This window comes from Sphingobium rhizovicinum, assembly GCF_042647625.1.
Classification (GTDB): domain Bacteria; phylum Pseudomonadota; class Alphaproteobacteria; order Sphingomonadales; family Sphingomonadaceae; genus Sphingobium; species Sphingobium rhizovicinum.
The window spans coordinates 365,398-391,199 of record NZ_JBHRVU010000005.1; the positions used below are offsets into that span (position 1 = coordinate 365,398).

Consider the following 25,802-nt stretch of genomic DNA (forward strand, 5'->3'; position numbering starts at 1 on the left):
CCTATCCTCTGACAAGGGGCTTTTATCTATGCGTGATTTCAGGCGTATTCGTCGGTCGTTCGGCCGTCACCACGGTTTCGGGCTGGCGATGACCGCTCTGGCGCTGGTTCATGGCGCACCCGCTCTGGCGCAGGATGCGGTAGCGCCCCAGCAAAGCGCGGAAGCCGCCCCGGACGACCAGATCGTCGTCACCGGCACCCGCATCGTGCGTGATGGCTTCAAATCGCCCACCCCCCTCACCGTGATGACGCAGGAGGCGATCCAGAATCAGTCGCCGACCAACAATATCGCGGACCTCATCAACCAGATGCCGGCGCTGGCCGGCAGCACCCGTCCCGCCAACTCGCGCCTCGCCATCAGTTCGGGCCTGGCCGGCATCAACACGATGAACCTGCGCAACCTGGGCGAAGTGCGCACGCTGGTTCTGCTCGACGGCCGCCGCTCGGTCGGATCGACCATCACCGGCCTTGTCGACATCAACACCTTCCCGCAGGCGCTGGTGAAGAGCGTAGAGATCGTGACCGGCGGCGCATCGGCCGCCTATGGGTCGGACGCGGTCGCAGGCGTCGTCAACTATGTGCTCGACAAGAAATATGAAGGCTTCAAGATCAACGCCGACACCGGCATCACCGACAAGGGCGACGGCTTCAACTACAGCTTCAACGGCGCGATCGGCAAAAGCTTCGCAGACGGGCGCGGCCACATCCTGCTGTCGGGCGAATATGCCCATAAGGACGGCATTTTCGAGGTCGATCGCGACTGGAACCAACTGGGCTACCGCACCGTCGCCAACACTGCCGCCGCCATCGCGGCCGGCGGCCCGGCCAGCCTGGTCGTGCGCGGCGCTGGCACCTGGAACACCACGCCGGGCGGCATCATCCGCTCTCAGGTGGGCAACGGCACCAGCCTGCGCGGCACCTATTTCGGGCAGGGCGGCACGCCCGGCGCCTATCAGTTCGGTTCGCTGACGGACAGTTCGCAGACGGTCGGCGGCGACTGGGAAATGAACGACACTTCGCGCCGCATCGGCCTGGATGCCACCGATGACCGTCGCGGCGTCTTCGGTCGCCTCAGCTATCAACTGGCCGACTGGATCGAGGTGTTTGGCGAAGCCTCCTATAACTGGAACAAGACCCTGTTCAATTCGGGTCCGCAGGCGACGACCTTCACCCTCACCGCAGACAATCCCTATCTGCAACAGGCGCTGGGCGCCGCCGCGCTGGCGGGCGTGACCTCCGTCACCATCGGCTCCTCCTCGGCCGATATGCCCTATCGCAAGAATAACAGCAGCCGCGAAGTCCAGCGTTACGCCATCGGCGCGGGCGGCGAATTCCAGATGTTCGGCAAGAAGGCGGTCTGGGACATCTATGGCCAATATGGCCAGACCGACACGCATGAACTGCTGCGCGACATCATCAACACCACCCGCCTCGCGCAGGCGACCGACGCCGTGTACAGCCCGACCGGCACCATCGTCTGCCGCTCCAGCCTGACCAACCCGACCAATGGCTGCATCCCGCTCAATCGCCTGGGCATTGGCGTCGCCGATCAGGCGGCGGTCGCATGGGCGCTGGGCGATCCCTATCGTGATCAGCGCTTCAAGCAGACGACGGCCGGCTTCAACCTGTCGGCCACGCCCTTCGCCACCTGGGCTGGCGACGTCAGCGTCGCGGTCGGCGGCGAATATCGCAAGGAAGAAGTGTCCGGCTACGTCCCCACCGAATATCAGAGCGGCTGGTCGGTCGGCAATTTCCGTCCCACCTTTGGCAGCTACAATGTCAAGGAAGCCTATCTGGAAACCGTGGTCCCGCTGGGTCTGGGCGCGGAATTCAACGGCGCGGTGCGCGCAACCGACTATTCGACGTCGGGCTATGTCACCACCTGGAAGGCGGGCCTGACCTGGCAACCTATCCCCGACATTCTGCTGCGCGGCACCCGCTCGCGCGACATTCGTGCGCCCAACCTCAACGAACTGTTCCAGTCGGGCACATCGCGCACCAACACCTTCGGCACTAACGCATCAGCCTATGGCCAATATGCCGGCGCCACCTTCCGCGAACTGACCACCGGCAATCTGGCGCTCGACCCCGAAAAGGCCGATACGCTTACATTGGGCGGCGTGCTCCAGCCGCGCTTCGTGCCGGGCCTGTCCATCTCGGTCGACTGGTTCCGCACCAAGGTGAAGGATGCGATCGCGCAATTCTATGCCGATGACATCGCTCAGCGTTGCAACGAAGGCATTCAGAGCTTCTGCGCCGCCATCGTCCGCGATCCGCTGGGTGAACGGGATTATTATGTCACCGCCAGCCCGTTCAACTTCGCACAGGTCAAGGTGCGTGGCATCGACTATGCCGTAAATTATAATCTTCCCATGGACCGCCTGTTCAACAATGGCAGCTCCAGCAGCCTGACGCTGAACGGCACGGCCACCAACTATCTGGAAAATCTGGTCGACAACGGCATTTCCGTGCCCGTCGACACGGTCGGCCAGAATAGCGGCCAGTCCAGCACCCCGGACTGGATCTTCCGCCTGTCGGCGACCTTCGACACCCCGACCTATTCGATCACCGCGGTCGGCCGTGGCGTCAGCTCGGGCACCTACAACAACACCTATATCGTCTGCACCACCGCCTGCCCGGTCAGCACGGCGGCCAACCCGACGATCAACAGCAACCATGTTGACGGCACCTTCTACACCGACCTCAACTTCACCGCGAAGATCAAGGTTGGCGGCGCAGACGGTCAGCTCTTCTTCAACGTCACCAACCTGTTCGACAAGGACCCGATCCTGCTGCCCGAAACCGGCCTCTCGGCCAATTCGACCTACAGCGACCTGCTGGGCCGCAGCTTCCGCGTCGGCGTGCGCTTCAAGACCAACTAATAAAAGATACAGACAGGAGGAACGGGGTGGGGGATCAGCGATCCTCCACCCTTTTTCTTGCCTGGATGTCTCCTTCACCCTCTCCGTTCGCTTCGAGCAGGTTCGAGCGCAGTCGAGAACCGTCCGTCGAGAAGCCGAAGCGAAACCATTCCCGACAAGCTCGAACCGAACGGACCTTTCTGAATACGCAATCGCCAAGCGCCATACAGCCTGATGCCGCGCTGTCCTACAGCCACGCAGATCCAATAGAATAAGGGCCGGGAAGCCTCCTTCCCAGCCCATCCACGCCATCATCAACACGTAACAAAATTACCGAATTTTATTCCAAAAAGTCGAATCTTGCGGGAAATATGCGAAGTTAAGCCGCCATTTTCCTATTTTCATCAGGAACAGCCGGCGGGCTTTGGCCGCAGCAACGCCCGCCCAGCGGCCGCGCCCGTCGTCTGGCTGTCGCTGACCGACAGCACCCCGTTGACGAACAGTCGCGACACGCCAACGCTCAATTCGCGCGGATGCACATAATCGGCGCGCGGCGCATACTGTGCCGGATCGATCACCACCACATCGGCATAGTAACCGGGCTTCAGATAGCCGCGATGGTCGACTTTATACATATCCGCCGTCGCCCCGGTCGACTGGCGCACAAAAGTCTGAAGGCTGATGACTGTTCGGTCTCGGACATAATTTTTATATTTTTCAGGGAAGGTCGCAAACATGCGCGGATGCCCGTCCGACCCGTCGGACGATGTCACGACCCAGGGCTGCTGCATGATCAGGTCCACATCCTTCTGCGCCATGTTGAAGGATGCGACGCCGGTCCCCTTGCCCTTCTTGCCCGGCTCATTCGTCTCGATGCTCTGGCGAATGATCCGCAGCGCCGCGTCACGCGGATCGACCTGCCACTCGCTCGCCACCTGCTCCAGCGTCTTGCCGGTCCAGGGAAAGCCCTGCGCGATCAGCAACAACGCCTTGGGTCCGCCGCGCCGCCGCATATTATTCTGCATCTCATCGCGGATTTTGCCCAGCGTTGCCGGATCGTCCAGCCGCTTCACCAGTGCCTCGCCGCCGCCGTCCACCGCCCATCCGGGCAGCAACGACGCATCCAGGCTCGATCCCGACGCCAACCAGGGATATTGATCGGCGGTCACATCCTGCCCCGCCTTGCGCGCCGCCTCGATCTCCGCGATCACCGCCGGCGCCTGTCCCTGCACATCGACGCCCAGCGCCTTGAGATGCGCGAAATGCACCGGCATCCCGGCCTGTTTGCCGATGGCAATCGCTTCCTTCACCGATCCCAGCAGGCCGATATTGTAACTGGACTCGTCCCGCTGATGGGTATCGTACAGCCCGCCCCGGATCGCTGCTTCCTTCGCCACCGCGACCACTTCATCCGTCTTGGCAAAGCTCTGCGGCGGATAGAAAAGCCCGGCCGAAAACCCCGTCGCGCCCTCGCACATGCCCTTGGCGACCAACGCCTTCATCCGGTCCAGTTCCTGCGCGTTCGGCGCGCGCGCATCATCGCCCAGCACCTGCTGCCGCACCCGGCCAAAGCCAATGAACGGCACGATATTGGTGCCGATGCCCGAAGCCTCCAGCTTCGTCGCATCCGCGCCAACGTCCGGCGTACCGAACCCGTCGACGCCGATCATCACCGTACTCACCCCCTGATCCAGCCAGGCGGCATTGACCCGCACCGCCTTGTCGGGCGATCGAATGAAGCTGTCGGCATGGGTATGCGCATCGATGAAGCCGGGCGCGACGATCATGCCCTTGGCGTCGATGACCTGCCCCGCCGTCATGTGCGCCTTGCGCCCGACATAGACGATCCGGTCGCCTTTCAGCGCCACGTCCCCGACATAGGGTTTGCCCGTGCCGCCATCATAGATGGTCCCGCCCCGGATCAGCACATCCGCCTTCTCGGCAGTGGCCGCCGTCCCCATGCCAGCCAGCGCGGTCAGTCCCCCCGCCAGCAACAGGGTCCGAAGGCGGCGCGAAGCGATGGAAGCGGGCATAAGCGGGGAAGTCCTTGGAAGGTGAGCCTTATCGGCAACATGGCCCCGATAAGTCGCGCCCGTCCAGTGCGCCCGGTTGCGCGCCCCATAACCCGATGTCATAGCGGGCCGTAGCCCAGCCGCCGTTAATGGCGCAGGACGGGCCGCAGCCAAAGGGGACAACGCCTATGAACCTGCGCCAGATCGAAATTTTCCACGCCGTCTATCTGCACGGCACGGTCAGCGCCGCCGCTCGCGCGCTCAACGTCTCGCAACCCGCCGTGACCAAGGTGCTGCGCCATGCCGAACGATCGATCGGCCTGCCGTTGTTCGAACGGGCCAAGGGCCGCCTGATCCCCACACAGGACGCCCGCACCCTCTTTGCCGAAGTTTCCGACATTCAGGATCGTGTTCGATCGCTGCGTCAGGCGGCGCAGAATATGCGCCACGGACGCGGCGCGCTGCTGCGCGTCTCCGCCCTCCCCTCGCTTGGCCTTGGCGCCATTCCCGATGCCGTCGCCCGCTTCCTGCGCGGGCATGAAGACATCATGTTCGATCTCCAGACGCTGCATCATGATGAAATGGTGCGCAAACTCTATGAGCGCGAAACCGATCTGGCGATCAGCTTCGAAGTGCCTTTGTCCGCCCCCGTCGCCCATCAGGTGATCGGAGAGGGCGAACTGGTCGTCCTCTATCGCGAGGAGGATATGCCCGACGCGCCCGGCCGCCTCCATCTGGACGAACTGCGCGATCAGAAATTCATCAGCCCGGTGCAGGGCGGACCGATCGGCCGCATGCTCTCCAGCGAGCTAAACCGGCTCGACGTCGAACTCGATGAAGTCGTGTCGGCCCGCACCTATTATATCGCTGCCGCGCTCGTCCGCGCCGGCGTGGGCATGGCGATCGTCGATAATTTCACCGCCCACGCCTCCACAGCGCTGGGCCTGTCGAGCCGCCCGCTTCAGCCCGCCATCACCTTCGACATCAACGCCGTCTATCTCCAGAACCGCCCGCCATCGAAGACCGCATCGGAATTTCTAGACCTGCTTTCTGAGGTGATTGAAAGCCTATAGCGTCAGGCTATAGCCTATGTGGGCCTTGCTATTGGGGCCGGACGCGGCGGCGCGATAAAGCGGACCTCTCATCAGCACAGGGTCCCCATTTCATGATCGCCACGCCCTATCTCCTCTATCTCGGCCACAGCAATGACGAGATCGGCATCAAGACCTCGCGCGGGCTGGCCGTGTTCCGCCCGGACATTTGCGTGGGCGAATTTCGCCATGACGATTGCGGCCTGACGCTGAACCTGCCCCGCATGGACTTTGCTGCCGCTTATGCCGCCGGCGCGCGCACGCTGGTTTTGGGCATCGCGAACGCCGGCGGCAAACTGGGCGAGGATCTGGTGCAGGATGCGCTCGCTGCGATGGAGGCCGGTCTAGACATCGCATCGGGTCTGCATCAGCGGCTGAAGGACGAACCCCGTCTGGTCGAAGCCGCCGTCCGCCTTGGCCGCGCCCTGCATGATGTGCGTGATCCGCGCCCCGACATTCCGGTCGGCAATGGCAAGAAGCGTGCGGGCAAGCGCCTGCTGACCGTCGGCACCGATTGTTCGGTGGGCAAGATGTACACCACCCTCTGCCTCGCCCGTGCGCTGGCCGCGCGCGGCGTGCCTGCCGATTTCCGCGCCACCGGCCAGACCGGCATCCTGATCGCGGGCGACGGCGTACCGCTCGACGCCGTGGTGGCCGACTTCATATCCGGCGCGATCGAACAGATTTCGCCTGATCGCCACGATGCTGGCTGGGATCTGATTGAGGGGCAGGGATCGCTCTTTCACCCCTCCTTCGCTGGCGTATCGACCGGCCTGCTCCACGGCGCCCAGCCCGACGCGCTGGTCCTGTGTCATGATCCGCTGCGCCGAAGCATGCGCGGCCTGCCGCACTATACTCCGCCCGGCCTTGCCGATTGTCTGGAAGCGAACCTGCGCACCGCGCGCCTGACCAACCCTGATGTGCGTGTCGTCGGCATTGCCCTGAATACCTCGGCCATGGATGAAGCCGATGCGATCGCTCTATGCGCCCGCACCGCGCAAGAGTTCGACTTGCCCTGTTCCGATCCCTATCGCATGGGTGTGGAGGCGATCCTCGACCGGCTGCTGGAAAGCGATGCCGCAACAGCCGCCACCGCCACGGAGACCGTCTAAGCCCCATGCCCCGCACGCTGACCGCCCTGGGGGAAAATTTCCCCCTCGCCACCCCCTTCCGCATTTCGCGCGGCGTCAAGACCGCTGCCGATGTCGTCACCGTCACCATCGCTGAAGGGGGGCGGGTCGGACGGGGCGAATGCGTCCCCTATCCGCGCTATGGCGAAAGCGTCGACAGCAGCATCGCCGAAATAGAGACGGTCCGGGATGCACTGGAACAGGGTGCCAGCCGGCGGGAACTGCTGGACCTGCTGCCGGCTGGCGCGGCGCGCAATGCCGTAGACTGCGCCCTCTGGGATCTGGAACTGAAACTGGCGGGCAGCGACATCGCTATTGCGCTGGGTCTGGCAAAACCCCTGGGTCCGATCGCGACGGCCATGACGGTCGGCCTCGACACGCCCGACGCCATGGGGCTGGCCGCCGCCGCGCTGGCCGATGTGCCGCTGATCAAGGTCAAGGTCGACCGCACCGATCCCGCCGCACAGCTGCGCGCCGTTCGGGCCGCCGCGCCATCCCCCCGCATGATCGTCGATCCCAATGAAAGCTGGACCATGGCGGAGGTCAGCGATCTTCAGGGCCTGATGCAGCAACTGCGCATCGACCTGCTGGAACAGCCGTTGCCCGCGCATGAAGATGGCGACCTCAATGGCTTTGCCTCCGCCATCCTGATCGCCGCCGACGAATCCATCCATGTCGCGAGTGATCTCGACAGCCTGCCCGATGGCTATGGCGTGGTGAATATCAAGCTGGACAAGGCCGGCGGCCTCACCGCCGCGCTCGATCTGGCGCAGGCGGCGCGCGCGCGCGGCCTTGGCGTCATGACCGGCTGCATGATCTGTTCGTCGCTGTCGATCGCCCCCGCCTGGGCGATTGCGGCGGACAGCGCCTTTGTCGATCTGGACGGGCCGCTCTGGTTGTCGGCGGATCGCGATGGCGGCGTGACCGGCGATCGCGGCCATCTGCTGCCGCCGCAGCCAGGCTTTTGGGGCGGGCTGTAGGCGCAGCCATGGCAGCAATCGCCCGCCGCTGGTTCGCCATTCCGCTCTGGCAGCGCGTGCTGGGCGGCCTCGTCATCGGCGTCCTGCTCGGCCTGTTCTGGCCGGCCGTCACGCCCTGGATCGTCTTTATCGGCGAATTGTTCGTCCGGCTGATCCGCATGCTGGTCGTCCCGATTGTCTTCGTGTCGATCGCATCGGGCGTGACGGCACTGGCCGACCCGCGTCGGCTGGGGTCGGTCGGCGGGCGCACCGTCCTGCTCTTTGCCTTTACCACCGCCTGCGCCGTATCGATCGGCATGGCGCTCGGCCTGCTGGTCGGCCCCGGCGCAGGCGCAGCGCTGGGCAAGGCGGTGCCGCATGCGCTGGGCGAGGCTAAATCGCTGCACGATCAACTGATGGGCATCGTCCCCGTCAATATCGTCCAATCGCTGGCCGATGGCGACATGCTGGCCATCATCTTTTTCGCCATCCTCTTCGGCTTTGGCGTCATCCTGGCCGGGGAAGACGGACGACCAATGGCCCGCATGCTGCAATCGGCAGGCCGCGTCCTCTTCCACCTCGTCCGCATCGTCATGGAAATCACGCCCTTCGGCGTACTCGCGCTGATCGCCAAGGCGGTGGCGGACAATGGCGTCGCCGTCTTCACCAATATCGGCTGGCTGGCGCTCTGCGTCCTGCTGGGGGTGATCGCGCAAATGCTGATCGTCCATCTGCCGCTCATCCGGCTTGTCGCACGCCTCTCCGTTCGCCGCTTCTTCCGCGCCGCAGTCGACCCGCTGCTGGTCGCTTTTTCCACCGCTTCCTCGGCCGCTACCCTGCCCGTGGCGCTTCGGGTCGCGCAGGAAGATTTGCGGATCGATCCGGCGGTCGCCTCCACCGTGCTGCCGATCGGCGCCAGCATCGGCAAGGACGGCACCGCCATGTATGTCGGCCTGCTCAGCATTTTCAGTCTTCAGGCGCTGGGCGTGCATCCTGATCCCACGATGCTGGCGATCATGCTGCTGACCGGATCGCTCGCCGCCTTCGGCACGGCGCCGATTCCGTCGGCTTCGCTGTTCATGCTGGCCGCCGTGCTCTCGGCCGTGGGCATTTCCCCCGAACAGACGGCGCTGGTGGTGGGCTTCGTCCTGCCGTTCGATCGCCTGCTTGACATGACCCGCACCGTGGCCAGCGCCAGCGCCAACCTGACCGTCACCGCCGTCGTCGCAGGGCATACAGCCAGATAAAAGAAAGGGCCGCGCTTCCGGGAAGCGCGGCCCTCTCCATGCCTTCAACCGGCTTTCGCCTTACAGCTTGCCCGTAAGCTCCGGCACGACCTTGAAGAGGTCGCCGACCAGGCCGATGTCCGCGACCTGGAAGATCGGGGCGTCCTCATCCTTGTTGATGGCGATGATGGTCTTGCTGTCCTTCATGCCCGCCAGATGCTGGATTGCGCCGGAAATGCCGACGGCAACATAGACTTCGGGGGCCACGATCTTGCCAGTCTGGCCAACCTGATAGTCATTGGGCACATAGCCCGCATCGACCGCCGCGCGCGATGCGCCGACCGCCGCGCCCAGCTTGTCAGCCAGCGGGAAGATCACTTCCTCAAAGGTCGGGCCATCCTTCAGAGCGCGACCGCCCGAAACGATGATCTTCGCGCTGGTCAGTTCAGGGCGCTCCAGCTTGGCGATTTCCGCGCCGACGAAGGAAGAGATGCCCTTGTCGCCAGTCGAGGACACGGCCTCGACCGTGCCGGAACCGCCTTCGCGCTCAGCCTTCTCGAACGCCGTACCGCGCACGGTGATGACCTTCTTGGCATCCTTGCTCTTGACCGTCGCAATCGCGTTACCGGCATAGATGGGGCGCGTGAACGTGTCTTCGCTCTCCACCGACAGGATGTCGCTGATCTGCATCACGTCGAGCAGTGCCGCGACCCGCGGGGCGATATTCTTGCCATTGCTGGTGGCCGGCGCGACGAAAGCGTCGTGGCTGGCCATAAGGTCGACGATCAGCGGCGCGACATTTTCCGGCAGCGCATGGCCAAAAGCCGCGTCGTCGGCGACATGGACCTTGCCCACGCCGGCGATCTTGGCGGCTTCGGCGGCCACGCCATCGACGCCAGCGCCAGCGACGATCAGATGCACTTCACCCAGCTTTGCAGCGGCGGTGACGGCTGAAAGGGTCGCGTCCTTGACCGCGCCGCCTTCATGTTCAACCCAGACAAGTGTCTTGCTCATGCTGCAACTCCCAGAGCCTTGAGTTTCGCGACCAGTTCATCAACATCGGCCACCTTCACGCCGGCCGACCGCTTGGCCGGTTCGGAAACCTTCAGCGTCTCCAGACGCGGCGCTATGTCGACGCCATAATCGGCAGGCGCCTTGGTCGCGAGCGGCTTGGCCTTGGCCTTCATGATGTTGGGCAGCGAGGCATAGCGCGGTTCGTTCAGGCGCAGGTCGGTGGTGATGATCGCCGGCGTGTTGAGCTTCACCGTCTCCAGACCGCCATCGACTTCGCGGGTCACGCTGACCTTGTCGCCTTCAACTTCCACCTTCGACGCGAAGGTGCCCTGCGGCAAGCCCAGCAGCGCGGCCAGCATCTGGCCGGTCTGGTTGCTGTCATCATCGATCGCCTGCTTGCCCAGGATGATCAGGCCAGCGCCTTCCTCTTCCTGCACCTTGGCGAGCAGCTTGGCCACGCCCAGCGGTTCGACTTCATCGTCGGTCTGGATCAGGATCGCCCGGTCCGCGCCCATGGCCAGCGCCGTGCGCAGCGTTTCCTGCGCCTTCGCCACGCCGATCGACACCGCGACGACCTCGGTCGCCACGCCCTTTTCCTTCAGGCGAATGGCTTCCTCGACCGCGATCTCGTCAAACGGGTTCATGCTCATCTTGACGTTCGCCAGTTCGACGCCCGTACCATCCGCCTTCACCCGCGGCTTCACATTATAGTCGATCACCCGCTTCACGGGCACAAGGATCTTCATTTCAACATCCTCCTTATCAAACAACAAATTCCCAAACGGGAACGAGGGCGCGGGCAGCCCGTAACCGGACTACCCGCACCCCTTTGGTGTATCGTTCAGGCGAGGTGAGCGATCAGGCCGCCTTCCTCACTTCCGCGACGATCTTCTTGGCCGCGTCGCCCAGATCGTCCGCCGGGACGATGGGAAGACCCGAATTGGCCAGAATGTCCTTGCCCTGCTGGACGTTGGTGCCTTCCAGACGGACGACCAGCGGAACCGACAGGTTCACTTCCTTGGCGGCGGCGACGATCCCATTGGCAATGATGTCGCACTTCATGATGCCGCCGAAGATGTTGACCAGAATGCCCTTCACCGCCGGATCCTTCAGGATGATCTTGAAGGCAGCCGTCACCTTCTCGGTGGTGGCGCCGCCACCCACGTCCAGGAAGTTGGCGGGGAATTCGCCGTTCAGCTTGATGATGTCCATCGTCGCCATGGCCAGGCCCGCGCCGTTCACCATGCAGCCGATGTTGCCGTCCAGCTTGATGTAGGCCAGGTCGTACTTCGACGCTTCGACTTCGGCCGCATCTTCTTCGGTCAGGTCGCGCAGTTCGGCGATGTCCTTGTGGCGGAACATGGCGTTGCCGTCGAAGCCGACCTTGGCGTCCAGAACCAGCAGGTTGCCCTGCTCGGTCAGCGCCAGCGGGTTGACTTCGATCTGCTCGGCGTCGGTGTCGAGGAACGCGGCGTAGAGCGACGCGGCAACCTTCGAAGCCTGCTTGGCCAGATCGCCGGTCAGGCCCAGCGCGTTGGCAACGGCGCGGCCGTGGTGCGGCTGGAAGCCCGAAGCGGGATCAACCGAGAAGCTGTGGATCTTTTCCGGGGTCGAATGGGCGACCTCTTCAATGTCCATGCCGCCTTCGGTCGACACGACGAAAGCGATGCGGCTGGTGGCACGATCGACCAGCAGCGCCAGATAGAATTCCTTGGCGATGTCGGCGCCGTCGGTGATGTACAGACGGTTGACCTGCTTGCCCGCTTCGCCGGTCTGGATGGTGACCAGCGTGTTGCCCAGCATGTCGGCCGAATGGGCCTTCACTTCGTCCAGGTTGAAGGCAAGGCGAACGCCGCCCTTGGCTTCGGGAGCCAGCTCCTTGAACTTGCCCTTGCCGCGGCCACCAGCGTGGATCTGCGACTTCACGACATAAAGCGGCCCAGGCAGCTTCTTTGCGGCTTCGACAGCCTCTTCGACCGTGAAGGCAGCATAGCCGGCAGCGATCGGCGCGCCATACTTGGCCAGCAATTCCTTGGCCTGATATTCGTGAATGTTCATGGGAACGCCCGTCCTTGTTGCGTTGAACCTGATGGTCAGGGGCTAAGCACAGGCGGATTCGGCGCGCCAGCAGATTTTGCAAAATCACTTTGCAAAATTGCAAAACTAAAGACGCGCCAAAGCGGCTTATTGTGAAATGACGGAGGGATGCGGACTATAGGGCGCAGCGCAACGCCGCACCGCTCGTCACCGCAAAAATCTCTGGATCCTTGAGCGCACGGACCTTGTGCAGCAACCGTTCGATCGTCATTTCTTCCATGTGAGACTTGCGGAGCGACGCCAGCGACTGGAGGCGACGCAACTGGGTCAGGCTCAACTCATCGGCCATCCGCTTTGCCATGCATCCGGCCATTTTCGGCGGCAGCCCGGCTTCCTCCAGCCCTGATCGAAGGCGTGATTCGGGCGACAAGGATGTGCAGGAAGGAAGCAGCACGATGGCCGCGACCAGCGCGACAAGAGAAGAAATGCGGATCATGGATATTCCCATGGCCACAGGCGGCTGAACGAAGGATAAATAAGCCGCTTCGCAAAGGAAAAATCCATGTTCGATCGCATTTTCGCCGCCCTGTCACACCGCGTCGCCAACTGGGCCGGGCAGCCGGCCGCCTTCATTCTGGCCTTGGCTACCGTCATCATCTGGGTGACGACAGGGCCGCTCTTCCATTATTCGGACACATGGCAACTGGTCATCAACACCGGCACGACCATCGTTACCTTTCTGATGGTGTTCCTGATCCAGAATGCACAAAATCGGGACGGTTCGGCCATTCAGGCCAAGCTGGACGAATTGATCCGCGCGATCGACGCCGCGCGAAACGACTTTATCGGCATCGAGCACCTTACCGAGGCGGAGCTTCAGCGGATCAAGGCTGTGCTGGAAAAGGAGTGCGGAGACGACGAAACCCATCGCCTAGCGATCGAGAGACTGATCGCTAGGCGATAAGGCAACGCTCAGGAGCGCTTGCGCTATTCAGTGCGCGAGCGCCACCAGCCGCTGGTTCTCACGCCTGTAAGCGTCAACTCGATCCGTATAGCTGCGCGCCAGACTTTCATAAGCGGCCTTCCCACCCGGGGAACGACTATCCTGCGCCCGCATCAGTGACACCTGCTGACGATGCAGCAGATAATTCACGTCCATCTCCATATTCGCCCTCCTCCCGCATATTCAAGAGTTTGGTCGACTGCCTGCCCCTCCGCTTCGACTCGTGGCAGTGCAGGGGAATTCTATCATCGGTCGGGCCATTATCCTAATCGACTGACACAGCCGAACCCGGTGGCGGGCCAGTCCAACGCAAGAAGATGACGCACAACCGCACTGATGCGGCCACTTCATCGGCATGAGAGGCCGTGTGGCATAACTATGACGCTCCCCCTTCCCAGACTTCAGGACGGTCGACCCTAACATCCTTTCGCCATCCACCACCCAAAAATCATGGCAGTTTATTAAACATGGCGAAGTGATATTTTCACCGAAACTGCCATCGTCCACATGATGGCAATCTGCAATATTGCTCTTCCCCCTCAGCCTAAGCGAAAAATTCTTGGAAGCAGCCTGCGCAACTGTCATCCTTCCGGTAATTGGGGGGCAAGACCATGGGGGACTGGCTGCTGACGGCGTTGTTGACGCTGTATCGCGAATGCCTGCTGTTGGCTGTTGTCGGCCTGGCGATCGGCGGCATCGATGATTTCCTGATCGACATCCTCTACCTTTGTCGCAAATCATGGCGCGACATGATGGTCTATACGCGCCATCGCCGCATGACGACGGCGACCTTGCCTCCGTCATCGCAGCCGGGCTCCATCGCTGTCTTCATACCCGCCTGGCGTGAATCCGACGTCATCGGCCCCATGTTGCGCCACGCCCTGTCCTGTTGGCGGCATGGCGATTATCGCATCTTCGTCGGCGTCTATCCCAATGACCTGGACACGATCGCAGCATTGGCGCCGATCGCCCGGGATGATCCTCGCATCATCCTGGGCGTCAATCCCCATCCCGGCCCCAGCACCAAGGCCGATTGCCTGAACATATTGTGGCGCGCCATGCGCGCCAGCGAAACAACGCAAGGGCGCCCCTATAAGGCCGTTTTGCTGCACGATGCAGAGGACGTGGTCCATAGCGACGAAATTCGTCTTTTCGACTTCATGATTGATCGGTTCGACATGGTGCAACTGCCGGTGCTGCCACTGACCGGACGCGGCGGATGGCTGCGACGCGCCATCACCAACCATTATTGTGATGAGTTCGCAGAAAGTCATGGGAAAAGCCTGTCCGTGCGGGAAGCGCTGGGCGCTTCCATTCCGTCGGCGGGTGTCGCCTGCGCTTTCGAGCGACAGATGTTGGGGCGTCTGGCGTCCGCCACCCATGGCGGCCCGTTCGACCCGTCGTCCCTGACCGAAGATTATGAGGCCGGATTGCGGATCAGGCAGATGGGCGGTCGAGGCGCCTTCGTCCGGATGCGGGACCAACATGGCGATCTGGTCGCGACCCGCGAATATTTCCCGGACAGCATCGACTCGGCCGTTCGCCAGAAGGCGCGCTGGATGATCGGCATTTCGCTCGCCGGATGGGACCGGATGGGCTGGCAAGGCGGTCCGGCCGAATGGTGGATGCGCATTCGAGACCGGCGCGCCGCCATCGCGGCGCTCATACTGTGTGCAGCCTATCTTGCCTTCATCCTTGCGCTGATCCTTGGCGCTATGGGTCTGTTCATGCCCATGCCCGCCCTGTCGCTGCCGCCGCTGATCGACACCCTGCTCTCGCTCACGCTGGCCCTGATGTTATGGCGCGTCGCGATGCGGGCCATTTTCGTCACCCGCGCCTATGGCTGGCGATACGGACTTGGATCCATCCCCAGGACATTCGTCGCCAACGGCATCGCTATCTTGGCGGCGCGGCGCGCGCTGTGGCTTTATGCCCGATCGCTGCTGGGCATGGCTCTGGTCTGGGACAAGACACAGCATCGTTTCCCCGACCTGAAGACCGATCCATGAGGGCGCCGGCCACCGGGCGCCCTTTCCGTTTCTTTGGACTGGCGATGATCGCCTGGATCGCCATCCGCTTCGGCGGCATCGACGCCCCCATCCTTGTCCATGGAACAATGCCCCGGCCCGATCGCATTCCGATACCGACTGTCGCGCCCATGCCCTTCGCCGCAGCAGCCATGCTGACGCCGATGCGCAGGCAGCGATCGATTGCCCCGTTCCATCGAAGTTCGTCGGGCTACCCATCGCACGCGCCGCGCCGTACTTCCATGCCTCCCCTTGCCGCGATCAATCTGCGCGACTTCATGTCCGAGGTCACGGATTTCGCCGGCGACCATATATCGTCCACGCCGGCATGGAGCCATTCCGCATTTCCCGCCGCCACACCTCCCCCGTCCCTGCCCCGACAACCGCCGGATCGCTGGCGGGTCGGCGCATGGCTGTTGTGGCGGGCGGGCAGTGGCGCGCCCGCTGGCTCCATCGCGGCCAGCCGCCTTGGCGGGTCACAGGCCGGGCTGCGTGTGGACTATGAACTGACGCCAGACAAGAACAGCCGCGTCACCGCCTATGCACGCGTCAGCCGCGCGCTCGACCATCCTTCCGCCCCGGAAGCGGCGACCGGCCTTGCCGTCCAGCCCGTCCACCAGATTCCCGTCAGCCTCGCGATGGAAAGGCGCATCGCGCTGGGCGCGGGCGGGCGCAACGCCAACAGCCTGATGGCCTTCGGCGGCTTCAACACGACCCGGATCGCCCGAGGGGTCGAAGCGGAAGGCTACGCGCAGGCGGGCATTGTCGGGTTTCGCAACCGGGACGCCTTTGTCGATGGCAAATTGTCGGTCCTCACACCGCTGCCCGGCCTGCCGATCCGGGCTGGCGCATCCGTTTCCGGCGGCGCGCAGCCCGCTGCAGGGCGGCTTGACATTGGCTCCGAACTTCAGATGCGCCTTCCTCGGATACCCGCCCGCCTCTCGATCGAATGGCGGCACCGTATCGCGGGCCATGCCCGCCCCGGCAGCGGCCTTGCCATCACACTGGCTGCCGATTTTTGATCGGACCGCAAGACAGCGGCTTTATATTATGGCCATTTGTCTTTACCCCGATCCGGCATGGATCTGTACCTGCCCATCGCCAACCTGTCGGTCAACGCCCTGGTCATCATCGGACTGGGCGGCGTGGTCGGCTTGCTGTCCGGCATGTTCGGCGTAGGCGGCGGCTTTCTGACCACGCCGCTGCTGATCTTCTACGGCATTCCTCCTACCGTCGCGGCCGCATCGGCGGCATCGCAGGTCACGGGCGCCAGCGTATCGGGCGTGGTGACTCACATGTCGCGCGGCACGGTGGATTTCCGCATGGGCGGCGTACTGATCGCCGGTGGCGTGGGCGGCGCAGGTCTTGGCGTGCTGATCTTCCGGCTGCTTCAGCATCTGGGGCAAATCGATACCGTCATTGGCATCCTTTATGTGCTGATGCTCGGCGGCATCGGCGCGCTGATGGCCAAGGAATCGATCCAGGCGCTGATCGCGCTCAAGACCGGCCGTCGTCCCGCGGCGCGCAAACGCCGGCACCACCCGCTGGTCGCCGCCTTGCCGATGCGCTGGCGCTTCTATCGCTCGGGACTTTACATATCTCCGCTCGCCCCCCTGCTGCTGGGCATGGCAACCGGCATATTGACGATGTTGCTGGGCGTGGGCGGCGGCTTCATTCTGGTGCCGGCTATGCTCTATCTGCTGGGGATGACCACCCAGTCGGTAGTGGGCACATCCTTGTTCCAGATATTGTTCGTCACCATGGCAACAACCATGATGCACGCCATGACCACAAAGGCGGTCGATCTGGTGCTGGCCATGCTGCTGCTGGTCGGCAGCGTCACCGGCGCGCAGGTCGGCACACGCCTTTCCATGACTATCCGGCCGGAATATCTGCGCATCCTGCTGGCCGCGATCGTGCTGCTGGTTGCCGCCCGGATGGCATTGGGGTTGGGCTGGCGCCCCGATGAAATCTACACGATCGAGGTCCACTGATGCATCGGCGGCGCCTGATCGGATTGCTGGCGGCTGCCTGGGGCCTGAGCGCCGCAGATGAACCCACGCTGGTTCCCGACGTGTCGCAACGCGAAGTGGAAATCCAGTACAGCTTCACAGGCGCCGACCTGCTGCTGTTCGGCGCGATCGTCTATCCCGATGGTCGCCGTCCGGAACGCCCCGCCGATATCGTCGTCGTGCTCAAGGGGCCGGAACAATCGATCACCATGCGCGAGAAGCAGAAGGTGGCTGGCATCTGGGTCAATGCCGATACGGCCCAATTCCGCTCCGCTCCCAGCTTTTACGCCATGGCATCGTCGCATCCGATCGACAGGATCGTCGATGAACGCACCGCCGCCATCTATGAACTGGGCGTCGACAAATTGCAGCTTTCCCCCTCCTCGCTCAACGAAAGCGCGGAATTGTCACGCTTTCAGGATGGGCTGGTCGACCTGCGCTCGCGTGCCGGCCTGTTCGTGGAAAAGCCGGGAACGGTCGAGATCACGGATGGCGTCCTTTATCGCGCCCGCCTGCCGCTGTCGGCGCGTGTGATTGTGGGCGACTATACGGCCGAAACCTTCCTGGTGCAGGATGGGCGGGTGGTGGCGGCTGCGGTGCGCGACATCACCGTGCGCAAATCCGGTTTCGAACAGTTCATGGCCAGCGCTGCCGAAAACTGGTCCTTCATCTATGGACTGGCGGCAATCGCACTGGCTGTTGGCATGGGTTGGGCCGCAGGAGCCGTCGCCCGCCGTATCTGACCCCAGCGCCTGATGAAGCAACAGGCGTTGCCGCCGCATATTTGGCGACAGGGAGTGGACACTCCCGACTCCCTTACCTATATACCGAGCGGTATGAAAAGCGCAGCCGAACCTGTCACCAGAGGACGTCCCCGGGAATTTGATCCCGAGGAGGCGTTGTCGGCGGCCTTGCAGGTCTTCTGGACGCGTGGCTATGAAGGGGCCTCGCTGGCGGAACTAACCGAAGCGATGGGCATCACCAAGCCCAGCCTCTATGCCTGTTTCGGCAATAAGGAAGCCTTGTTTCACAAGGCGCTCGACCTCTATGAGCGCGACAAGCTTTGCTATATGCGTTCAGCCATGGAAGAGCCTACGGCGCGGGCCGTGGCGGAACGCCTGCTGCGCGGCACGCTGCAAATTCAGACGGGCGGCAATGATCCGCGCGCCTGCCTGGGCGTCATCAGCATGGTCGCCTGCACCACGCAGGCGGAATCGATCAAGAGCGATGTGATCGCGCGCCGCGCTTCATCCGACAAGGCGCTGGTCGAGCGGCTGGAGCGGGCCAGAGCCGAAGGCGATCTGCCCGCCGGCGTCGAGCCGGCTGCCCTTGCAAGCTATGTCATGGCGGTGATGCAGGGCATGGGCGTTCAGGCCAGCGCCGGCGCCACTCCGGCCCAACTGGAGCAACTGGTCGAAACGACCATGGCGATGTGGCCGACAAACTGAACTGTCTCAAACCGCTCATTCAGCCGCGATAGAGAAAATTTTACCAAGCGGTACAGAAAGCGGTTGACGCAATGCAGCATTTCATTATATACCGATAAGTATGAAATCCGGTTGAGGCGTCGCCCTCGAAGGAGGCTCCATGCATATTATCTGTACACGCTAATCGACTGACATCGATCGCGCGACGTGCCTGCGTACGTCCGCGACATTCTTCATCGTCTGGCCATGGCGGTCGGGGTGCGCCCTGACGCCTGCGGCCTGCGCAATCCTGTAGCCAATAGGGTTCGGGAAAGGACTGTGTGTGCCCATCAACGGGCGTGGGCCGCCGGATTGCGTCCAAATCAGGGGACTGGATCATGGCCTATATCGATTTTGCCCAGCCGCTGCCGGCGGTTGGGGACGGCATCTCCTTGCCTGCGATCCGGGAGCGGATCAGGGCGGTCGCCACCGGCTTTTCGCCAATGGAATGGCAGATCGTGCAGCTTGCGCGCACCGATGGCCGCGCGTCGCTGCGTGAGCCGGGCCGCTGGTCGCGTCTGAAGGCCATGATCTTTGGCCCCCAGCCGCATTTCAAACTGGCGGACGGAAAGCTGGAAGCGCTGCGTCGGCTCGCGGTCGAAGCCTGGTATGAAGGCTTTGCCGTCCGCCCCTCCGCCATTCGTGACTTTAAAATGGCCGGTTTCAGCGAAGGGCAGCTCGAAACGCTGCTGACCGCCGTGAATGCCGAACGCCACAATGCCAAAGGGACTTACGCATGAACATGATCGCGAAGATCGACACCGATGTGGCGGGCGGCGTGGCGCGCGCCGGCACCGGACGCTGGCGCACCCGGCATATGGCCTGGGCGGCGCTGGGCCTTGCCGTTCTGGGCGGGGGCGCATGGAAATATCTGGGCCAGTCCGAAGCGCAGGCCTCGGCCGCGCCGCTGGCGGCGGTGGGCGTATCCGCCCCCCTCGCCCGCAGCGTGACGCAGTGGGATGATTATGTCGGCCGCTTTGCCCCCAGCCAGACGGTGGAAATCCGTCCGCGCGTATCGGGCGCTGTGACGGCCATTCACTTCCGCGATGGCGATTTCGTCCGTCAGGGGCAGTTGCTCTTCACCATTGATCAACGCCCCTTCCTCGCCGCCCTTGCCGAAGCGCGGGCAAGCAGCGCATCGGCCCGCAGTGCGCTGCTGCTGGCGCAAAATGATTATGCCCGCGTCCAGCGGCTGAGCGGCGACGAGGCCGTATCTGCCAGCGAGGTGGATGCGTTGCGCTCTCGCCTGCAGGCAGCGCAGGCCGCCCTTGCAGGCGCGCAGGCGCGCGAACGCAGCCGGGCGCTGGACGTCGAGTTTACGCAGGTTCGCGCCCCAATTTCGGGCCGCGTTTCCGACCGCCGCGTCGACATCGGCAATCTGGTCGCCGGCGCGGAAGGTACGGGCGCGACTCTGCTGACCACGGTCAACAAGCTCGATCCCATCTATTTCAACTTCGATGCGTCCGAAGCCCTGTACCTGAAGTCGCAACGCGACAAGGGAGCGGAAGGCGCGGTCGAAGTGCGCTTGCAGGATGAGGCCGACTATAATCATCAGGGCCGGCTCGACTTCACCGACAATGGGCTTGATCCACGGTCTGGCACGATCCGCATTCGCGCCGTTTTCGACAATCCGGGCAATTTCCTGACCCCGGGACTGTTCGGCAATATGCGCCTCGCCAATGGCGGCAAGGCCAATGCCCTGCTGGTCCCGGACGAGGCGATCCAGTCGGATCAGGCGCGCAAGACTGTGCTGGTGGTGGACAAGGACGACAATGTGACGGCCAAGCCGGTCGAGCTTGGTCCGATCGTCGACGGGTTGCGCATCATCCGTTCGGGCCTCAGCCCCCAGGATCGGGTGATCGTGTCCAACCTTCAGGCGGCCATGCCCGGCGCGAAGGTGGCGGTGAAGCCGGCCACGATCCGGCCAGCCCCCGCGCCGGTCACGCCGGTCGACAGCGCGGCCCCGGTGGCGGCGCAGGCGACCTTCTCCCGGTAAGTTTTACCACCCTCCGTTCGGGCTGAGCCTGTCGAAGCCCTGCACTTCTTGAAGAAAAGTGCAGCCCTTCGACAAGCTCAGGGCGAACGGAAGAAGAGTGAACTTCCAAGACATTCTCTTGCCCGTGATCCGGCCTCGCCGGATCGCGCGGCATCCCTTTCGCTCGCAAAGGACGATCCGATGCGCTTTTCCCGTTTCTTCATCGACCGGCCGATCTTCGCCGCCGTGATCGCGGTGGTCATCACCGTGGTCGGCGCGCTGGCCTTCATCGGCCTGCCGGTGTCCCAATATCCTGACATCGTCCCCCCCACGGTCACGGTGTCCGCCCAATATCCCGGCGCATCGGCGGAAACGGTCGCGTCGACCGTGGCCGCGCCGATCGAACAGGAAATCAACGGCGTCGACGACATGCTCTACCAGAGCAGCCAGTCGACCGGCGACGGCAAGGTCGTCATCACCGTCACCTTCAAGATCGGCACCGACCTCGACGCAGCGCAGGTGCTGGTGCAGAACCGCGTCGCCGTCGCCACGCCCCGCCTGCCCGAAGAAGTGCAACGCCTTGGCGTCGTGACGCGCAAGACCACGCCCGAATTCCTGATGGTCGTGAATTTGCAGTCGCCCGACGGCACGTTCGATCGCGACTATATCTCCAACTATGCGCTGACGCAGGTGCGGGACCGGCTCGCCCGGCTCGACGGCGTGGGCGATGTCCAGATGTTCGGATCGCGCGACTATGCGATGCGCATCTGGATCGACCCCGACCGCGCCGCCGCGCTGGACCTGACCGCAGGCGAGATCGTGTCCGCCCTGCGCGCGCAGAATGTGCAGGTATCGGCCGGCTCGATCGGTCAGCCGCCCTATGACCGTGGCGAAGCCTTCCAGCTTGGCGTGGAAATGCAGGGGCGCCTGAATACGCCGGCGCAGTTCTCGGACATTGTGATCCGGTCCGACGCAGACGGCCGCCAGGTGCGCGTGCGCGACGTTGCCCGCGTCGAACTGGGCGCACAGGATTATGGCACCAACACCTATCTGTCGAACAAGCCCACCGTCGTCATCGCGACGATGCAGCGCCCCGGCTCCAACGCGCTCGACGCGGCGGAGAAGGTGAAGGCGGAGATGGAGCAACTGTCCAAGCGCTTTCCCAAGGGCCTGGAATATAGCATCATCTACAACCCGACCGAATTTATCAGCCAGTCGATCGACGCCGTCTATCACACGCTGATCGAGGCGGTGCTGCTGGTCGTGCTCGTCATTTTGGTCTTCCTGCAAAACTGGCGCGCGGCGATCATCCCGATCATCGCTATCCCGGTGTCGCTGATCGGCACGGCGGCGATCCTTGCAGGCCTTGGCTACTCCCTCAACAATCTGTCGCTCTTCGGCCTGGTCCTCGCCATCGGCATCGTCGTCGACGACGCCATCGTCGTGGTCGAAAATGTCGAGCGCAATATCGAGCATGGCATGTCGCCGCTGGAGGCCGCGCGCGTCTCCATGGATGAGGTGTCGACCGCGCTGATCGCCATCGTGCTGGTGTTGTGCGCGGTATTCGTGCCGACGCTCTTCATCACCGGCATTTCGGGCGCCTTCTACCAGCAGTTCGCCGTCACCATCTCGACCGCGACCGTCATCTCGCTGATCCTGTCGCTTACCCTGTCGCCGGCCGCCGCCGCCCTGCTTTTGAAGCCCAAGCACGGCCCGCGCGACCGCAGCGGCGATCCGGTCTGGCGGCAGAAGCTGGGCGTGGCCGTCGATGCGTTCAACACCGGTTTCGACCGGATGAGCGCAGGCTATGGCCGCCTCACCCGCTTCCTCGTTGCTCGTCCCAAGAAGATGCTGCTGACCTATGCCGGCCTGATCGCCGCCACCATCGCCCTGTTCTGGGTGACGCCCGGCGGCTTCATCCCGGCGCAGGACCAAGGCTATTTCCTGGCCGTCGTGCAACTGCCCTCCGGCGCATCGCTGGAACGCACGGACAAGGTGACGCGCGAAGTCGCGGCGAAGATCCTGCCGATCAAGGGCCTGCGCGGCGCGGTGATGTTCGCCGGCTTCCATGGCCCGTCGCAGACGCAGGCGCCCAACAGCGCGGCGATCTACTTCCCCTTCAAAAGCTTTGCCGAACGTAAGGAGGAAAGCGTCACCTATGCCGGCATCATGGAACAGGCGAACAAGGCGGTCGCAGGCTATGACAAGGCGCGCATCCTGCTCGTCCCCCCGCCGCTCATCCAGGGCATCGGCTCGGCCGGCGGCTATCGGATGATGCTGGAGGACCGGGAGGATCGCGGCTACGCCGAACTGAACAAGGTGGCGCAGGACATGATCGCCAAGGCGAACCAGTCCCCCAGCCTGGCCATGGTCTACACCCTGTTCGACGTCGGCACGCCGCGCGTCTATGCAGACGTCGACCGGCGCAAGGCCGACCTGCTGGGCGTGCCGCCCGAGCGCATCTTCGAAGCGATGCAGGTCTATCTGGGGTCGGCGTTCGTCAACGACTTCAACCTGCTGGGCCGCACCTATCGCGTGACCGCGCAGGCCGATGCCGAACATCGCGGCACGGTGGCGGACATCGCCAACCTCAAGACCCGGTCGAACAGCGGCCAGATGGTGCCGATCGGCTCCGTCTCCACCTTCAAGGACAAGACTGGTCCCTATCGCGTGGTCCGCTACAACCTGCTGCCGGCGGTGGAGATCGATGGCGACACGGCGCCGGGCTATTCGTCGGGTCAGTCGCTGACCACCATGGAGAAGTTGGCTGCCGCAGCCCCTGCCGGTTACAGCGGCGAATGGACGGGCGTCGCCTATCAGCAGGTCAGCGCGGGCAACACCGCCGGGCTTGTCTTCGGCATGGCGGTCTTCTTCGTCTTCCTTGTACTGGCGGCGCAATATGAAAGCCTGACGCTGCCGCTGTCGATCATCCTGATCGTGCCGATGTGCCTGTTCGCGGCCATGCTGGGCGTGAACCTGCGCGGAATGGACAATAATATCCTGACGCAAATCGGTCTGGTCGTGCTGATCGCGCTTGCTGCGAAGAACGCCATCCTGGTGGTCGAATTCGCCAAGCAGGCGGAAGAGGAACAGGGCCTGTCGACAGTCGAAGCCGCCGTTCAAGCCGCACAAACCCGTCTGCGCCCGATCCTGATGACCAGCTTCGCCTTCATTCTGGGTGCGGTGCCGCTGGTGATCGCGACCGGCGCTGGGGCGGAACTGCGGCAGGCGCTGGGCACGGCTGTGTTCTTCGGCATGGCCGGTGTTACCGCCTTCGGCCTGCTCTTCACCCCCACCTTCTATGTCGTGTGCCGTGCGCTGGGCGATCGCTTCGCCCGCCGCCGGCCCGGAGCCGGCCATGATGGGGCCGAACCTGCCTTGCAACCGGCCGAATGAGGAATAGAGACATGACACGCAACTTCATTGCCCTGTTGCTCGGCGCCAGTGCGCTCACGGCCTGTGCCGCCGGGCCGGATTACAAGGTGCCCGCCACGCCGACCGCCGCCCCCTTCATCGGGGCGGCGAGCCCGGCGGTCAGCGCCGCCGCCGCGCAGGATCGTTGGTGGACGCTCTATAATGATCCGCTGCTCGACAGCCTTGTCGGCGATGCGCTGGCCGCCAATACCGACCTGCGCGTGGCGGTGGCGCGGATCGAGAAGGCACGGGCATCGCTGCGCGGCGCGAAATCCGATCGTCTGCCGCAGACCAGCCTTGGCGCGTCCGCCGTGCGCAGTCGCACATCAGCAGCGCAATCCCTGCCGGGTATCGATCGCGAAAACACGATTTACGATGGCGGGTTAGACATCAGCTACGAAGTCGACCTGTTCGGTCGGGTAAAGCGCGGCGTGGAAGCGGCACGCGGTGACTATGCAGCCGCACAAGCCGATGCCGATGGCGTGCGCGTGGCGGTGATCGCCGATACGGTGCGCGCCTATCTGGACGTGACCGCCACGGCGGAACGGCTGGCGGTCGCCCAGCGCACCGTGGACCTGCTCGACCAGTCCGTCCGTATTACCGGCGCGCGTTTCGACGCAGGGCGATCGGACCGGCTGGACGTCATCCGCGTGACGACACTTCGGGAACAGCAGAAGGCGGCCATTCCGGCCTTGCTGGCAGACCGGGACGCAGCGCTCTTCCGTCTCGCCACGCTGACCGGTCGGACACCGCAGGATTTGCCCGATACGGTGCGGGCTGCGATCCGCACGCCGCAACTCTCGCTGCCGATCCCGGTGGGCGACGGACAGGCGCTGCTGGCGCGGCGGCCCGACGTGCGCGCGGCCGAACGGCGGCTGGCGGCGGATACCGCTCGCATCGGCGTGGCGACGGCGGACCTTTATCCCCGCATCACGCTGGGCGGATCGATCGGCACGACGGCGCTGGGCGGCGGCAATCTGTTCGGTGGCGGACCGCTTAACTGGGTACTGGGACCGCTGATCAGTTGGGCCTTCCCCAATCAGAAGGCCATTCGCGCCCGGATTGGTTCGGCGGAGGCGGACAGTGCCGCAGCCCTCGCCACCTTCGACGGCACGGTGCTACAGGCGCTGGAGGAAACGGAACGCTCGCTCTCCGCTTATTCCCATGCGATCGAACGGGCGCAGACGTTGAGCGCCGCGCGGGACGAAGCGGCACGCGCCGCCCGGATCAGCCTGGCCCGGCAACGGGAGGGGCAGATCGACTTCCTGACCGTGCTTGACGCGCAACGGACATTGGCCGCGTCCGAGGCCGATCTGGCCACCGCAACCCGCGCGGTTTCCTTCGCGCAAGTCGATCTGTTCCGGGCACTCGGCGGAGGCTGGGGAAAACCAAATGGTTAACGAAAACGGTGAAATGCAACCTCCGTCACTTTTCCAATAATAGGACAATCGTTCGTCGTCCCGATAATGCCGCTTGCATCGGGCACCGTGCCGTGCGAGCGGTGCCGGCGGGTCGTTCACGAAATATTCAGCGAGTCTCCAATCGGGGACGTCGCGAACTCATCCTGTGCATGAGG

The 25,802-nt window shown here is 63.8% G+C and carries 21 protein-coding genes; 15 read left to right on the forward strand and 6 right to left on the reverse strand.

Translation table 11 applies throughout. The features are described from left to right. Positions 1-28: 28 nt before the first annotated feature. Positions 29-2,881, forward strand: coding sequence for a TonB-dependent receptor plug domain-containing protein (locus ACFOKF_RS20515; RefSeq protein ID WP_380798348.1), 2,853 nt, complete (start codon positions 29-31; stop codon positions 2,879-2,881). A gap of 383 nt (positions 2,882-3,264) precedes the next feature. Here ACFOKF_RS20515 and ACFOKF_RS20520 read toward each other — a convergent pair whose 3' ends face one another. Continuing rightward, a complete protein-coding gene (locus tag ACFOKF_RS20520; RefSeq protein WP_380798350.1) occupies positions 3,265-4,893 on the reverse strand; it encodes an N-acyl-D-amino-acid deacylase family protein in 1,629 nt (542 codons plus the stop codon). Between the two features lie 167 nt (positions 4,894-5,060). On the opposite strand from ACFOKF_RS20520, the gene ACFOKF_RS20525 reads away from it, so the two are divergent. From ACFOKF_RS20525 to ACFOKF_RS20540, 4 genes are all read left to right on the forward strand, one after another. Further along, positions 5,061-5,945, forward strand: coding sequence for a LysR family transcriptional regulator (locus tag ACFOKF_RS20525; RefSeq protein ID WP_380798352.1), 885 nt, complete (start codon positions 5,061-5,063; stop codon positions 5,943-5,945). A gap of 92 nt (positions 5,946-6,037) precedes the next feature. Further along, positions 6,038-7,075, forward strand: coding sequence for an N-acetyltransferase DgcN (dgcN, locus tag ACFOKF_RS20530; RefSeq protein ID WP_380798354.1), 1,038 nt, complete (start codon positions 6,038-6,040; stop codon positions 7,073-7,075). Positions 7,076-7,080: 5 nt separating this feature from the next. Then, entirely contained in the window at positions 7,081-8,073 is a 993-nt protein-coding gene (dgcA, locus tag ACFOKF_RS20535; protein ID WP_380798356.1) for an N-acetyl-D-Glu racemase DgcA, read from the forward strand. A gap of 8 nt (positions 8,074-8,081) precedes the next feature. Next, positions 8,082-9,299, forward strand: a complete 1,218-nt coding sequence (locus ACFOKF_RS20540) for a dicarboxylate/amino acid:cation symporter (protein ID WP_380798357.1) — start codon at positions 8,082-8,084, stop codon at positions 9,297-9,299. Between the two features lie 60 nt (positions 9,300-9,359). On the opposite strand, the gene ACFOKF_RS20545 is transcribed toward ACFOKF_RS20540, so the two are convergent. The 4 genes from ACFOKF_RS20545 to ACFOKF_RS20560 form a co-directional block, all read right to left on the reverse strand. Beyond that, complete coding sequence (locus ACFOKF_RS20545) at positions 9,360-10,292, reverse strand: electron transfer flavoprotein subunit alpha/FixB family protein (RefSeq protein WP_380798358.1); 933 nt, start codon at positions 10,290-10,292, stop codon at positions 9,360-9,362. Further along, a complete protein-coding gene (locus ACFOKF_RS20550) occupies positions 10,289-11,038 on the reverse strand; it encodes an electron transfer flavoprotein subunit beta/FixA family protein (protein WP_380798359.1) in 750 nt (249 codons plus the stop codon). The genes ACFOKF_RS20545 and ACFOKF_RS20550 overlap by 4 nt, the downstream gene beginning before the upstream one ends. Positions 11,039-11,150: 112 nt before the next feature. Beyond that, complete coding sequence (sucC, locus tag ACFOKF_RS20555; RefSeq protein WP_380798360.1) at positions 11,151-12,350, reverse strand: ADP-forming succinate--CoA ligase subunit beta; 1,200 nt, start codon at positions 12,348-12,350, stop codon at positions 11,151-11,153. A 154-nt stretch (positions 12,351-12,504) separates the two neighbouring features. Beyond that, positions 12,505-12,825, reverse strand: a complete 321-nt coding sequence (locus ACFOKF_RS20560; RefSeq protein ID WP_380798362.1) for a hypothetical protein — start codon at positions 12,823-12,825, stop codon at positions 12,505-12,507. Positions 12,826-12,891: 66 nt separating this feature from the next. Here ACFOKF_RS20560 and ACFOKF_RS20565 point away from each other — a divergent pair, with 66 nt between their 5' ends. Continuing rightward, a complete protein-coding gene (locus tag ACFOKF_RS20565; RefSeq protein ID WP_380798364.1) occupies positions 12,892-13,293 on the forward strand; it encodes a low affinity iron permease family protein in 402 nt (133 codons plus the stop codon). 27 nt (positions 13,294-13,320) lie between these two features. On the opposite strand, the gene ACFOKF_RS20570 is transcribed toward ACFOKF_RS20565, so the two are convergent. Further along, on the reverse strand, positions 13,321-13,494 hold the full coding sequence (locus ACFOKF_RS20570; protein WP_380798365.1) for a hypothetical protein: 174 nt from the start codon (positions 13,492-13,494) through the stop codon (positions 13,321-13,323). A gap of 449 nt (positions 13,495-13,943) precedes the next feature. Here ACFOKF_RS20570 and ACFOKF_RS20575 point away from each other — a divergent pair, with 449 nt between their 5' ends. From ACFOKF_RS20575 to ACFOKF_RS20615, 9 genes are all read left to right on the forward strand, one after another. Next, a complete protein-coding gene (locus ACFOKF_RS20575; RefSeq protein ID WP_380798366.1) occupies positions 13,944-15,341 on the forward strand; it encodes a glycosyl transferase family protein in 1,398 nt (465 codons plus the stop codon). After that, complete coding sequence (locus ACFOKF_RS20580) at positions 15,338-16,381, forward strand: hypothetical protein (RefSeq protein WP_380798368.1); 1,044 nt, start codon at positions 15,338-15,340, stop codon at positions 16,379-16,381. Before ACFOKF_RS20575 ends, ACFOKF_RS20580 begins: the two co-directional genes overlap by 4 nt. A 57-nt stretch (positions 16,382-16,438) precedes the next feature. Beyond that, the gene (locus tag ACFOKF_RS20585) at positions 16,439-17,353 is read left to right on the forward strand and encodes a sulfite exporter TauE/SafE family protein (protein WP_380798369.1); all 915 of its coding nucleotides are present in this window, start codon (positions 16,439-16,441) and stop codon (positions 17,351-17,353) included. Further along, the gene (locus ACFOKF_RS20590) at positions 17,353-18,114 is read left to right on the forward strand and encodes a TIGR02186 family protein (protein WP_380798370.1); all 762 of its coding nucleotides are present in this window, start codon (positions 17,353-17,355) and stop codon (positions 18,112-18,114) included. The genes ACFOKF_RS20585 and ACFOKF_RS20590 overlap by 1 nt, the downstream gene beginning before the upstream one ends. A gap of 93 nt (positions 18,115-18,207) precedes the next feature. Continuing rightward, a complete protein-coding gene (locus tag ACFOKF_RS20595; RefSeq protein ID WP_380798372.1) occupies positions 18,208-18,819 on the forward strand; it encodes a TetR/AcrR family transcriptional regulator in 612 nt (203 codons plus the stop codon). 356 nt (positions 18,820-19,175) lie between these two features. Beyond that, a complete protein-coding gene (locus tag ACFOKF_RS20600) occupies positions 19,176-19,577 on the forward strand; it encodes a hypothetical protein (RefSeq protein WP_380798373.1) in 402 nt (133 codons plus the stop codon). Then, positions 19,574-20,833, forward strand: a complete 1,260-nt coding sequence (locus tag ACFOKF_RS20605) for an efflux RND transporter periplasmic adaptor subunit (protein WP_380798374.1) — start codon at positions 19,574-19,576, stop codon at positions 20,831-20,833. Before ACFOKF_RS20600 ends, ACFOKF_RS20605 begins: the two co-directional genes overlap by 4 nt. 180 nt (positions 20,834-21,013) lie before the next feature. Further along, positions 21,014-24,208 carry an efflux RND transporter permease subunit gene (locus tag ACFOKF_RS20610; RefSeq protein ID WP_380798376.1) on the forward strand — a complete coding sequence of 1,065 codons (3,195 nt, stop codon included), beginning with the start codon at positions 21,014-21,016 and terminating at the stop codon, positions 24,206-24,208. Between the two features lie 11 nt (positions 24,209-24,219). Then, positions 24,220-25,626: an efflux transporter outer membrane subunit gene (locus tag ACFOKF_RS20615; RefSeq protein WP_380798377.1), complete on the forward strand. Its 1,407-nt coding sequence runs from the start codon at positions 24,220-24,222 to the stop codon at positions 25,624-25,626. The last annotated feature ends 176 nt before the right edge of the window (positions 25,627-25,802 follow it).

Excerpts from the sequence above, each read along its gene's own strand:
- dgcA (WP_380798356.1), top strand. The coding sequence starts at position 7,081 with ATGCCCCGCACGCTGACCGCCCTGGGGGAAAATTTCCCCCTCGCCACC.
- ACFOKF_RS20570 (WP_380798365.1), bottom strand. The coding sequence starts at position 13,494 with ATGGAGATGGACGTGAATTATCTGCTGCATCGTCAGCAGGTGTCACTG.
- ACFOKF_RS20600 (WP_380798373.1), top strand. The coding sequence starts at position 19,176 with ATGGCCTATATCGATTTTGCCCAGCCGCTGCCGGCGGTTGGGGACGGC.
- ACFOKF_RS20565 (WP_380798364.1), top strand. The coding sequence starts at position 12,892 with ATGTTCGATCGCATTTTCGCCGCCCTGTCACACCGCGTCGCCAACTGG.
- ACFOKF_RS20585 (WP_380798369.1), top strand. The coding sequence starts at position 16,439 with ATGGATCTGTACCTGCCCATCGCCAACCTGTCGGTCAACGCCCTGGTC.
- ACFOKF_RS20540 (WP_380798357.1), top strand. The coding sequence starts at position 8,082 with ATGGCAGCAATCGCCCGCCGCTGGTTCGCCATTCCGCTCTGGCAGCGC.
- ACFOKF_RS20610 (WP_380798376.1), top strand. The coding sequence starts at position 21,014 with ATGCGCTTTTCCCGTTTCTTCATCGACCGGCCGATCTTCGCCGCCGTG.
- dgcN (WP_380798354.1), top strand. The coding sequence starts at position 6,038 with ATGATCGCCACGCCCTATCTCCTCTATCTCGGCCACAGCAATGACGAG.
- ACFOKF_RS20560 (WP_380798362.1), bottom strand. The coding sequence starts at position 12,825 with ATGATCCGCATTTCTTCTCTTGTCGCGCTGGTCGCGGCCATCGTGCTG.
- ACFOKF_RS20595 (WP_380798372.1), top strand. The coding sequence starts at position 18,208 with ATGAAAAGCGCAGCCGAACCTGTCACCAGAGGACGTCCCCGGGAATTT.
- ACFOKF_RS20550 (WP_380798359.1), bottom strand. The coding sequence starts at position 11,038 with ATGAAGATCCTTGTGCCCGTGAAGCGGGTGATCGACTATAATGTGAAG.
- ACFOKF_RS20590 (WP_380798370.1), top strand. The coding sequence starts at position 17,353 with ATGCATCGGCGGCGCCTGATCGGATTGCTGGCGGCTGCCTGGGGCCTG.
- sucC (WP_380798360.1), bottom strand. The coding sequence starts at position 12,350 with ATGAACATTCACGAATATCAGGCCAAGGAATTGCTGGCCAAGTATGGC.
- ACFOKF_RS20615 (WP_380798377.1), top strand. The coding sequence starts at position 24,220 with ATGACACGCAACTTCATTGCCCTGTTGCTCGGCGCCAGTGCGCTCACG.
- ACFOKF_RS20575 (WP_380798366.1), top strand. The coding sequence starts at position 13,944 with ATGGGGGACTGGCTGCTGACGGCGTTGTTGACGCTGTATCGCGAATGC.
- ACFOKF_RS20605 (WP_380798374.1), top strand. The coding sequence starts at position 19,574 with ATGAACATGATCGCGAAGATCGACACCGATGTGGCGGGCGGCGTGGCG.
- ACFOKF_RS20580 (WP_380798368.1), top strand. The coding sequence starts at position 15,338 with ATGAGGGCGCCGGCCACCGGGCGCCCTTTCCGTTTCTTTGGACTGGCG.
- ACFOKF_RS20525 (WP_380798352.1), top strand. The coding sequence starts at position 5,061 with ATGAACCTGCGCCAGATCGAAATTTTCCACGCCGTCTATCTGCACGGC.
- ACFOKF_RS20515 (WP_380798348.1), top strand. The coding sequence starts at position 29 with ATGCGTGATTTCAGGCGTATTCGTCGGTCGTTCGGCCGTCACCACGGT.
- ACFOKF_RS20520 (WP_380798350.1), bottom strand. The coding sequence starts at position 4,893 with ATGCCCGCTTCCATCGCTTCGCGCCGCCTTCGGACCCTGTTGCTGGCG.
- ACFOKF_RS20545 (WP_380798358.1), bottom strand. The coding sequence starts at position 10,292 with ATGAGCAAGACACTTGTCTGGGTTGAACATGAAGGCGGCGCGGTCAAG.